General features: G+C 64.9%; 10 protein-coding genes. 8 read left to right on the top strand and 2 right to left on the bottom strand.

The genetic code is table 11. The features are described from left to right. Window positions 1-198: 198 nt before the first annotated feature. Both GPJ75_RS26750 and GPJ75_RS26745 read right to left on the bottom strand, forming a co-directional pair. Complete coding sequence (locus GPJ75_RS26750; protein ID WP_163273160.1) at window positions 199-492, bottom strand: hypothetical protein; 294 nt, start codon at window positions 490-492, stop codon at window positions 199-201. A 131-nt stretch (window positions 493-623) separates the two neighbouring features. Further along, a complete protein-coding gene (locus GPJ75_RS26745; protein ID WP_163273158.1) occupies window positions 624-896 on the bottom strand; it encodes a hypothetical protein in 273 nt (90 codons plus the stop codon). Window positions 897-1,300: 404 nt separating this feature from the next. On the opposite strand from GPJ75_RS26745, the gene GPJ75_RS26740 reads away from it, so the two are divergent. The 8 genes from GPJ75_RS26740 to GPJ75_RS26705 all read left to right on the top strand — a co-directional run bounded on the left by GPJ75_RS26740 (window position 1,301) and on the right by GPJ75_RS26705 (window position 10,392). Beyond that, window positions 1,301-2,737 carry a cytochrome ubiquinol oxidase subunit I gene (locus GPJ75_RS26740; protein WP_163273156.1) on the top strand — a complete coding sequence of 479 codons (1,437 nt, stop codon included), beginning with the start codon at window positions 1,301-1,303 and terminating at the stop codon, window positions 2,735-2,737. Between the two features lie 4 nt (window positions 2,738-2,741). Next, window positions 2,742-3,746 (top strand): cytochrome d ubiquinol oxidase subunit II, encoded by a 1,005-nt coding sequence (gene cydB / locus GPJ75_RS26735; protein ID WP_163273154.1) that lies wholly within the window; start codon window positions 2,742-2,744, stop codon window positions 3,744-3,746. Between the two features lie 269 nt (window positions 3,747-4,015). After that, a complete protein-coding gene (locus GPJ75_RS26730; RefSeq protein WP_163273153.1) occupies window positions 4,016-5,356 on the top strand; it encodes an ABC transporter substrate-binding protein in 1,341 nt (446 codons plus the stop codon). An 85-nt stretch (window positions 5,357-5,441) separates the two neighbouring features. Further along, window positions 5,442-6,749 carry an ABC transporter permease subunit gene (locus tag GPJ75_RS26725; RefSeq protein WP_163273164.1) on the top strand — a complete coding sequence of 436 codons (1,308 nt, stop codon included), beginning with the start codon at window positions 5,442-5,444 and terminating at the stop codon, window positions 6,747-6,749. Between the two features lie 7 nt (window positions 6,750-6,756). After that, a complete protein-coding gene (locus GPJ75_RS26720) occupies window positions 6,757-7,581 on the top strand; it encodes a carbohydrate ABC transporter permease (protein WP_163273151.1) in 825 nt (274 codons plus the stop codon). Further along, window positions 7,581-8,639 (top strand): ABC transporter ATP-binding protein, encoded by a 1,059-nt coding sequence (locus GPJ75_RS26715; RefSeq protein ID WP_163273149.1) that lies wholly within the window; start codon window positions 7,581-7,583, stop codon window positions 8,637-8,639. The genes GPJ75_RS26720 and GPJ75_RS26715 overlap by 1 nt, the downstream gene beginning before the upstream one ends. Further along, a complete protein-coding gene (locus GPJ75_RS26710; protein ID WP_246249317.1) occupies window positions 8,636-9,400 on the top strand; it encodes a glycerophosphodiester phosphodiesterase in 765 nt (254 codons plus the stop codon). Before GPJ75_RS26715 ends, GPJ75_RS26710 begins: the two co-directional genes overlap by 4 nt. After that, window positions 9,397-10,392 (top strand): LacI family DNA-binding transcriptional regulator, encoded by a 996-nt coding sequence (locus tag GPJ75_RS26705; protein WP_163273145.1) that lies wholly within the window; start codon window positions 9,397-9,399, stop codon window positions 10,390-10,392. Before GPJ75_RS26710 ends, GPJ75_RS26705 begins: the two co-directional genes overlap by 4 nt. Window positions 10,393-10,397 lie beyond the last annotated feature (5 nt).

Here is a 10,397-nt window from a genome sequence, read left to right as displayed (position 1 = left end):
CGCCCGCCTCGCCCTGTGCCGCCGCGCCCTGCGCAGCTGCCAAGCCGCGGCTTGCGCCACCTCCGCCGCCGCCCGCCGCGCGGCCGGAAGAGGACAGGCCGCTCGCTCCCCCGCCGCCGCCTCCAGCGCCCTTGCCGGACGAGGAAGGCCCCGGCGGATAACCGGGGTCACGAAGAGCAGGGCCAACCCGACGCAGGCCTACTCGCCAAATACCTTGTTCAGCAGAATGGATGCGCACCAGTTTCCGATGGCCGCAAGGCCTTCGGGGCGCGCGCTCTTGTGGTCGAGAATAGCGGCGGTCGACGAGGAGGCTTCAAGCTCCTCGCTTGCAACGCACGAATAGGAGGCGACCGCATAGGCAAGCACGAGCGCGGCACAGATGCACCCCACGCCCGCCGCTATCTCCCGACGCAACGAGCGTCCGGATCGAGCGGGCGACCCCTTTGCTGCCATCCGTGTTTGACCTCCGACCACGTTTTCGACCTCATTCATCCCCACGCCCCCCTCAAATGGAAATCACTCTTATGAAATCATCTAGAGCATGATCCCGAAAAGAAAGAAGCCCCGGCGACAGGTGCCGGGGCTGTGCTGCAGACCGGCCGCCGCCGGTCGGAAGAACACGTCTACCGCGCGATCTGAAACCGCGGAACGGGCTGGTCGCTCGCGTCGCTGGGGCCAAAGCCGGCTGCGGCCGAATAACCCACCGTCCGGGCGGTGCGGGCGTTGCCGACGCTCGAGACCGTGATCGAGCGGTCGACCGGGGAGACGGTCTGGAAGCGAGGAGCGGTCAGGTCGTTCGAATCGCTGGGGCCGAAACCGTTGGCGGCGTCGATTGCGGCGGCATTGCCGATACCGAGCATGGCGAAAGTAGCCGTGAGGATGACGATCTTGTGCATAGTACTCTCCGATTTGTTTCGCGATAAGGAAATTCTTATCGCTTGTCCATTTATCTACTAAATAAACCCTTAGTTTTCAAAGCACGATTACTACACATCGCCGTATAGATGGATTGATAACATTCTCACATGCTTGTATTTTGCACATCGTTTACTATCACGCGGCCGTGATCGGCAAGAGATCGGAGGAGATCGCGCCTTTGCCCACCCCAATCGGTGCAGCCTTCGGGTGTTTACGGGGCGCCGCCGTTCGGGCCATTCTCGCGGTCCGGCTTGCGTTTTTGCCGCACGGGTAAAGGGCATGGATATCCGGCGCAGCGTATTTGCCGCATCCGGCCAGGGTCGACTAACCGGATAGATGGCGGCATTGTGGGCACCTGCTGAGAGGATGATGGAGGCCATTCATGGAGTTCGATCCGGTCCTGCTGGCGCGTATTCAGTTCGCCTTCACGATCTCCTTCCACATCATCTTCCCCGCCTTCACCATCGGTCTTTCCGCCTTCATCGCCGTTCTGCTTTTGCTTTGGAGGATGACGGAGAACGACAAGTTCCAGCGAATCGCCCGCTTCTGGACCAAGATCTTCGCCGTCTCCTTCGCCATGGGCGTCGTCTCCGGCATCGTGCTTTCCTACCAGTTCGGCACCAACTGGAGCCGCTTTTCCGAGTTCAGCGGCAATGTCATCGGCCCGCTCATCGGCTACGAGGTGCTGACGGCCTTCTACCTCGAGGCGACGTTCCTCGGCATCCTGCTGTTCGGGTGGAACCGGTTTCCACCCTGGCTCGTCACCCTTTCCGCGGTGCTGGTGGCGCTGGGCACGGCGACGAGCGCCTTCTGGATTCTCTCCGCCAATAGCTGGATGCAGACGCCGGCGGGCCACGAAATCCGCGACGGCATCGCCTACCCGCTCGACTGGCTGCAAATCGTCTTCAACCCCAGCTTCCCCTACCGGCTGGCGCATATGGTGAACGCGGCTTACCTCACGACGGCGGTGGTGGTGCTTGCCGTGGGCGCGCGCTACCTGCTTGCGGGCCGCCATACCGAGGAAGCGCGCACCATGCTGCGCATGGCGGTCGGCATGATTGCGGTCGCAGCCCCCCTGCAGCTCGTCGTCGGCGACATGCACGGCCTCAACACGCTGGAGCACCAGCCGGCAAAGGTGGCGGCCATGGAAGGGCACTGGGACGGCAGCGAGCCGGGCGACCTGGTGCTGTTCGCAATTCCCGACGAAGAGGCGCGGACGAACCGCTACGAAATCGCGGTGCCTCATCTCGGCTCCCTTATCCTCACCCATAGCCTGGACGGCACCTATCCCGGCATCGCGGATTTCCCCGAGGAGGAGTGGCCACCGATCCTCAACGTGTTCTTCTCCTTCCGGGTGATGGTCGGTATCGGCCTCCTTCTGATCGCCGTCGGCCTTGGCGGCGTCTATCTGTGGTGGCGGGGGCGGCTGTTCACGAGCCGCTGGTTCCTGTGGTCGTCGTCCTACATGTGGCCGCTCGGCTTCATCGCCATCCTGGCCGGCTGGTTCGTTACCGAGCAGGGGCGCCAGCCATGGCTGGTGTATGGCCTTCTGCGGACCGCCGACGGCATTTCGCCGGTGCCGGGGGCGAGCGTGGCGAGCACGCTTGCCCTGTTCGTCTTCATCTACGGCATCGTGTTCTCGATGGGCATCTATTACATCAACCGCCTCATTGTCGCGGGCCCGATGGAGGCGCCCGCCGAGGTGCCGGCCGGCGTGCCCAACCGCCCGCTGTCGGCCGCCGAGGAGGCGGCACGCGAGGCGACCGGCAGGCCGAAGGGCGAAGGCCCCGGCCTGTTCCAGGGCGAACCGGAGGGATAGCGCGATGGAATGGTATCTCCCCGTCATCTGGGCTGGCCTGATCGGCACCGCGGTGGCCATGTATGTCATCCTCGACGGCTTCGATCTCGGCATCGGCGTCCTCTTCCCCTTCGCACGCAAGGAGGAAGAGCGCGACGTGATGATGAACTCCGTCGCCCCCTTCTGGGACGGCAACGAGACCTGGCTGGTGCTCGGCGGCGGCGGCTTGTGGGTGGCCTTTCCACAGGCCTATGCCGTCATCATGCCGGCGTTCTACCTGCCGGTGATCGGCATGCTCCTGGCACTGGTCCTGCGCGGCGTCTCGTTCGAGTTCCGCTGGGTGGCAAAACCCTCACACCGCATGTGGGACATTGCTTTCGCCGGCGGCTCCATCGTCGCCGCCTTTCTGCAGGGCGTCATCCTGGGCGGGCTCATCCAGGGCGTCGCGGTAGTCGACAGGCAATTTGCCGGCGGCGCTTTCGATTGGCTCACGCCTTTCGCCGTCTTCACCGGGCTTGCCGTGGTCGCCGGCTACGGGCTTCTCGGCGCAACCTGGCTCGTCATGCGCACAGCCGGGCCGACGCAGGATCTGGGCCGGCAATATGCGCCGGCGCTGCTCGCCCTGGTGCTCGGTGCCATGGTGGTGATCAGCCTGTGGACACCGCTGACCGTCGAGCGTATCGCCACGCGCTGGTTCAGCCTGCCCAACTTCTTCTTCCTTTGGCCCGTTCCGCTCGCCGCCGCGGGCGTTGGGTATCTTGTCTGGCACTGGCTTCGGGCCGGCCGTGAGGGCCTGCCCTTCGTCGGCTCGATCCTCCTGTTCCTGCTCGGCTATGCCGGTCTGGTCATCTCGACCGTGCCTTACCTCGTCCCCCCGCACCTGACCTTCTGGGATACGGCAGCCGCGCCGGCCTCGCAGATCTTCCTGCTCATCGGCACGGTGTTCCTGCTGCCGCTGGTGCTCGGCTATACGATCTTCGTCTACTGGGTCTTCCGCGGCAAGGTCAGCCCTGGCGAGGGGTATCACTAAAAAACATCGAGGCGCACATGGCCCGCCCACCGGGCCATGCTGCAGCGCAGCTACGATGACAATTGACGAGCCTCGCCATGCGTGGAACTGTACACGTGTGCAATATTGGAGGAAACGTCATACGGAAAAAGCGTGCACACGTGCACAACTGTCATCTGACTGTTGGATAAGGGCCTTAGGGAGGAAGCCGATGGCCTGGCGGTATCGCCGCGATCGGCCCTGGTCGTCGCCCTTCATTCCGACGGAAAACGCAAGGAGGAACGTACGAGATGACAAAGCATCTATTGAGAACCACGGCAGCAGCCGTCGTGCTGGCGGCTGGCGCCGGCGCGGCATCCGCCGAAAGCGTGACCATCAGCGTTTGGGCCGGCGGTAGCGGCCCCAACGACAACTATCGTGTCGATGCCATCGAGATGGCCGCCGACATCCTTGAGCGGGAAGCGGCGATCCGGGGCGAAGAGCTCGACATCACGGTCGAGAAGAAGACCGACAACACCTGGGACGATTTCAAGCAGGCGGTGACGCTGGCAGCCGAAGCCGGAAACGCACCGCACATCCTCGTCACCGGACACGAGGACATCGCCCCCTGGGCCCAGTCGGGCCTCATCGTGCCGGTCGAGGACTATCTCAACCTCGACGCCTGGCCTATCAACGACATCTACGAGAACCTCATGGAAATCTCGTCCTACGGCGGGATTGTCTACGGCCTGCCGCAGGACGCGGAATCGCGGCCCTTCTTCTTCTGGAAGGAGCACATGAAGGCGATCGGCTACTCCGACGCCGATCTCGACGCGCTGGCCGAGAAGGTGGAGGCGGGCGAGTATACGCTTGCAAACGTGCTCGAAGACGCCAAGAAAATGGTCGAGCAGGGCGTGGTCGAAGAGGGTTACGGCTTCTATCCGCGCCAAAGCAACGGCCCAGATTTCTGGCAGTTCTACACCAGCTTCGGCGGCGTCATGGAAGAGGACGGCAAGCTCGTCTTCGACAAGGACGCCATGCAGCGCTTCTACCAATTCTTCGTCGACGCGGTCGAGGCGGGCGTTACCCGCAAGAACCACATCGGCACGCCGGGCGATCAGTGGTATGCCGAAGTCGCCAACGGCAAGGCCGGGCTGTGGCATGGCGGCACCTGGCACTATGCCCGCTATGTCAATCAGGAAGGTCTCGAGGACTTTTTCGGCACCATCGCCTTCACGCTCATTCCAGCCGGTGATGGTGGCAGGCCCAACACACTCACCCACCCCCTCGTTTATCTACTGACGGAACAGGACAACGAGGACGAGGTAGCGGTTGCAGCCGAGCTCATAAAGATTGCCTCGGAGCCGCGCATAAACACACTGCACGCGATCAAGTCCGCCCATCTAGGCATCGCCCACCAGCAGTCGAACATCGACCTCTACGCCAACGACCGCTGGGCGCGCGAGGCGACGGAGCGCCTGCTGCCGCATGCCAACGCCATGCCCAACAACGCCGATTTCGGCGTCTACTGGAATGCCATGTGGAGCGGGCTCGAAGCGGCCTGGACCGGGCAGAAGACACCGGAGCAGGCGGTGGCCGATGTCGAGGCCGAACTGAAGAACAGCCTCGGCGAAGCGATCGTCATCCGCTGACATGAACGCCTCCCGCGACATCGCGCGGGACGGCTCGGCGCCTCTCAAGGCCCGGGCCGTCCCGGCACGGCGGTCCTTCGGCTGGCTGAACAGCTCGAAGGGCCTCGGCATCGTGTTGCTCACGCCGGCGCTCATGCTGGTCGTCCTGTTCTTCCTCGCGCCGGTGGTGCTGACCGCCGTCTTCGCCTTCACCAACATGAGCACGGCGACCGGCATCACCGGTGGCGCCTACCAGGTGTCGCCGGGCACACTGCGCGTTTTGACCGACCGATACGGCATGCGCGAGCTCGCCGCGCGGCTCGGCCAACCGACCTACATCGTCGACGAAGAGGGTCTTGCGGCGCTGGAGGAGATGGGCATCGACCCCGGCATCATCGCCGGTCTGAGAGATGAGCATCTTGGCGAAACCTATTCCTCGCGCCGCGAGTTCGAGCGCGAAATCCGCGATCTGCCCGACCGGCCAAGCACGCGCACCGTCAAGCAGATTTCCGCCGAATTCAGCCGCTCGCTCGCCAATGCGCGTTTCGGAAACGCTGGAGCGCTCGTCGCGGCGGCGGAGGCGATCGATCCCGACCTCGGCGATGCGGAGAAGGAGGCCCTGCTCGACGCCACCTACACGGGCTGGACCTGGACCACGGACAATTTCCGCCGCCTCGCCTCCTCGCCGCAGACGACGCGCGTTCTCCTCAACACGGTTTTCTTCGTCGCGCTGACCCTCACCCTCTTCAACACCGGCTTCGCGATGGTTCTGGCGATCACCACCCACTACATCCCAGAGCGGCCGGCCGGCATCTTCCGTATCATCTGGTTCCTGCCGCGCATCTCGCCGGCCGTCATCTACGTGCTTTTATGGAAGTGGCTCGCCTGGGACACGGGCTTCATCAGCGCCTTCCTCGACAATTTCGGCGTCAGGCCGCGCAACTGGATGCTGGGTTCGGCGACCAATGCCTGGGTCTTCGTCATCCTCATCAACGGCTTCGTCGGCGCGTCCATGGGCATGGTGATCTTCGCCTCGGCGATCAAGGCCATTCCCCAGTCCCTGTTCCACGCGGCGAGCGTGGACGGCGCCTACCGCTGGCAGCAGGTCCGCCACATCATCCTGCCGCACCTCAAATGGCCGATCCTGTTCGTCACCTGCTACCAGACGCTGTCCCTCTTGACCGCGATCGACCACATCCTGCTGTCGACCGACGGCGGACCGGGGGGCTCTACGGAGGTATGGTCCCTCTGGGTCTATCACACGGCGCTCAACAACTATGCCGGCAACCTGCAATACGGCTATGGCGCGGCGATGGCGCTGGTGCTGGTGGTCATCGGCGTCGTGCTGTCGCTGATCTATCTGCGCCTGTTCAATTACAGCGCGCTGATCGTCAAACCGCGCATCGAGCATTGAGGCAGCCATGACCGGACATCTGAAAAGCTGGCCCATCGTTCTCGCGCTTTCCATCCTCAGCGCGCCGCTGGTGCTGATGTACGCCTACCTCTTCATCGACACCTTCACCAACGCACCGCCCGGCTCCTTCATCCCCAACGAGTTCACGCTGGAGCACTGGACGTTCCTCTGGCACACGCCGCCGGGCCGGCTGAGCATCTGGCGGGTAACGCTCAATTCGCTGATGTTCGCCACCTCCACCGCCACGCTGGTGGTCGTCGTCTCGTCGATGGCCGGTTATGTCCTGTCGCGGCTCAACGTGCCGGCGCGCGGCTTCTTCCTGGCCGGCGTGATGGTGCTGCACGCCTTCCCGGCAATCACGCTGATCGTCGCCATCTTCCTCGTGCTGCAGATCGTCGGCCTCTACAACACGCTGATCGGCGTCATCCTGGTGAAGGCGGCGATCGACATGCCGCTCGGCATCTGGCTCATGAAGGGCTTCTACGACACGGTGCCCTGGGAGATCGAGATGGCGGGCATCCAGGACGGGGCGAGCCGCTTCACCGTCTGGCGCAAGCTCGTCCTGCCGCAGGTCAAGCCGGGCATCTTCGCGCTCGGCCTCTTCGCCTTCCTGCTCGGCTGGGGCGAATTCATCCTGCCGCAGGTGCTGGCGCCCAGCGGCAATGCCCAGGTCCTGTCGGTCTACCTGGCGGCACTGATCGCCGACGACAACAACTTCGATATGGCGCTCTTCAAGTCCGTCGGGCTGTTCTACATCGCGCCCGTCCTCATCCTGTTCTTCTTCTTCCAGAGCTATCTCATGAACATCTATGGCGGAGGCACGAAGGGCTGATGCGTATCCTGCTCGACAAATTCTCGAAGTCCTTCGGCGACGTGCGTGTCATCGAGGATATGACGCTGGAGATCAAGGACGGCGAGATGCTGGCGCTTCTGGGCCCCTCGGGCTGCGGCAAGTCGACCACGCTGTTCGCCATCTGCGGCATCCACAAGGTCACCGGCGGGCGCATCCTCTTCGGCGATCGCGATATGACCGGCGTTCCCTCGCAGGAGCGTAATGTCGGCGTCGTCTTCCAGTCCTACGCGCTCTACCCGCACATGACGGTGGCCGAGAACATCGCCTTCCCGCTGCGCATCCGCAAGCTGCCTGAGGCAGAGGTCAAGCGGCAGATGGAGGAGATGGCGAACCTCGTGCACATCGAGGCGCTGCTTGACCGCCGCCCGGCCGAGCTTTCCGGCGGCCAGCAGCAGCGCGTGGCGCTCGCCCGCGCGCTGGTGCGGCGGCCCAACGTGCTCCTCCTCGACGAGCCGCTGGCCAATCTCGACGCCAAGCTGAGGCTGGAGATGCGCTCGGAGATCCGCCGCATCCAGCTCGAGACCGGCATCACCGCCATCCTCGTCACCCACGACCAGGTGGAGGCCATGAGCATGTGCGACCGCATCGCCATCATGAACGCCGGCGAGATCATCCAGATCGCCACACCGCAGGAGATGTACCGAAACCCGCGCACGGCCTTCGTCGCCGGTTTCCTGGGCAACCCGCCCATCGCCTTCATCGAGGCCGAGGCGCGAGGCGGCATGCTCGCCGTCAAGGACGCGGATATCCGCCTGCCCATGCCGGCGAATGCGACAACGCCGCCGGACGGCACGCCGGTGATCGTCGGCATCCGCCCGGAAAATCTCGGGCGCGATGGCGACGCGCCCATCCGCGGGCGCATCAGCTTCGTCGAGACCCAGGGGCGCGAGAACCTTTACGATCTCACCCTTGCGAACGGCAGTGTCCTGCGTTCCATTCAGCGCGAAAGCGACGACGTCTCGCTGAACGACGAGGTGGAATGGCGCGTGAGAAGCGACCAGCTTTTCCTGTTCGCCCAGAACGGGGAACGGCTTTGAAGGACGCCGCCGCCTTCGCGCGCCGCTTTCGCTGGCCTGCCGCCGGCTTGCGCTTCCCGCTCGCCATCGGCCACCGCGGCGCCAGCGGCCATGCGCGGGAGAACACGCTGGCCTCCTTCGCGCGGGCTTCCGATCTTGGAGCGGCAATGTGGGAGCTGGACGCTCAAGTGACCCGCGACGGCATCTGCGTCGTCAGCCACGACGACCACCTGCAGCGCCTCTTCGGCATCGATGCCCGCATCTCGCAACTGACGGCGGCGGAGCTTTCGCGCCTTCCCGGCGTCGAGATCCCAACCTTCGCGGAAGCGGCCGCCCTCGCGCACGCGCGCGGCGCCGGCCTTTACGTGGAGATCAAGGAGCCCGCCGCGGCACCGTTCGTCTGGCAGATCCTCCGGCAAAAGGACCAGCGCTTCGCCGCGGTCGGCTCGTTCGATGCCGAGCTTGTGCGGGCGCTGCGGGAGGAGGGCTGCGACTTTCCCCTGGCCGTCCTCGTCCGCCTCGGCGCAGACCCCCTGGAAGAGGCCGAACGCGCCGGCGCCGACATCGTGCATCTGTGCTGGGAGCGCGGTGGCGAGCGCCCGCAGGATTTGGTGACGCCGGCGCTTTGCGCCGCCATTCTGGAGAGCGGGCGGCAGATCGTGCTGTGGCACGAGGAACGGCCGGATATCATCGCCGACCTCGTCACGATGCCCGTTCTCGGCATCTGCTCCGACCTTCCGGAGCGCGTCGTCGCCGCACGCGACAAGGCACCCCCCGCATGAGCAGCTCGGAAAAGCCCTCCCGCAAGGTGACGTCCTTCGACGTGGCGCGCCTCGCCGGCGTGTCGCGGGCGGCCGTCTCGCGCACCTTCACGCCCAATGCCAGCGTCTCGCCCGAGACCCGCGAAAAGGTGGTGAAGGCCGCCAAGGAGCTCGGCTACAGGGTGAACTATCTGGCGCGCGGGCTGATCAACCAGCGCTCCGATTTCGTCGGCATCGTCGCCGCCGGCATGGACAATCCCTTCCGCGCCATGCAGATCGAGCAGATCACGAAGAACCTGGTGCGGCGCAATTTCCGCCCCATCCTGCTGCCGGCCGACCACGGGGAAAGCGCCGACCACGTGATGGACCAGCTCCTGCACTACAGCGTCTCGGGCGTGCTGGTCACCTCCGACGCGCCGCCCACCGCGCTGTGCGCCGAGTTCGCGGCCGCCGGCGTTCCCATCGTGCTCATCAACAAGGCGGACTCCATCCCCGCCGTCGACCGCGTCGTCTCCGACAACGACACCGCCGGCCGCCTGGCCGCCACCACCCTGATCGAAACCGGGGCGCGGCATCTCGCCGTCATGAGCGCGGCGGCGATCTCCTACACGGCACGGCGCCGGCAGCAGGCCTTCCTCGCCTGTTGCCATTCCCTCGAAGCGGACGTGCGGGTCATCCCCGTCAAGATCAACGATTATGCCAACGGCTTCGCCGCGGCGGCCATGCTCGATGGGGTGGACGGCGTCTTCTGCATCAACGACTACATGGCCTGCGGCCTGGTCGACGGCCTGCGCCAGCGCGGCGTCTCCATCCCCGATGACGTGCGCATCGTCGGTCACGACGACGTGCCGCAAGCCTCCTGGGCGGGCTACGACCTGACGACGCTCAGGCAGCCATGCGACCTGCAGGCCGAGCAGGCGATCGACCTGCTTTTGAGCCGCATGGACAACCCGGAAACCGCGGAACGGGTCGAAGTGACGCCGGTCTCGCTTGTGCGGCGCAGTACCGCGTGAAAGGG

Origin of the sequence: Chelativorans alearensis, from assembly GCF_010993735.1 — a bacterium.
GTDB classification, from domain to species: domain Bacteria; phylum Pseudomonadota; class Alphaproteobacteria; order Rhizobiales; family Rhizobiaceae; genus Chelativorans; species Chelativorans alearense.
This window is presented reverse-complemented; position numbering and strand designations above follow the sequence as displayed.

Coding starts and splice junctions, on each gene's coding strand:
- GPJ75_RS26750 (WP_163273160.1), bottom strand. CDS start 492: ATGAATGAGGTCGAAAACGTGGTCGGAGGTCAAACACGGATGGCAGCA.
- GPJ75_RS26745 (WP_163273158.1), bottom strand. CDS start 896: ATGCACAAGATCGTCATCCTCACGGCTACTTTCGCCATGCTCGGTATC.
- GPJ75_RS26740 (WP_163273156.1), top strand. CDS start 1,301: ATGGAGTTCGATCCGGTCCTGCTGGCGCGTATTCAGTTCGCCTTCACG.
- cydB (WP_163273154.1), top strand. CDS start 2,742: ATGGAATGGTATCTCCCCGTCATCTGGGCTGGCCTGATCGGCACCGCG.
- GPJ75_RS26730 (WP_163273153.1), top strand. CDS start 4,016: ATGACAAAGCATCTATTGAGAACCACGGCAGCAGCCGTCGTGCTGGCG.
- GPJ75_RS26720 (WP_163273151.1), top strand. CDS start 6,757: ATGACCGGACATCTGAAAAGCTGGCCCATCGTTCTCGCGCTTTCCATC.
- GPJ75_RS26715 (WP_163273149.1), top strand. CDS start 7,581: ATGCGTATCCTGCTCGACAAATTCTCGAAGTCCTTCGGCGACGTGCGT.
- GPJ75_RS26705 (WP_163273145.1), top strand. CDS start 9,397: ATGAGCAGCTCGGAAAAGCCCTCCCGCAAGGTGACGTCCTTCGACGTG.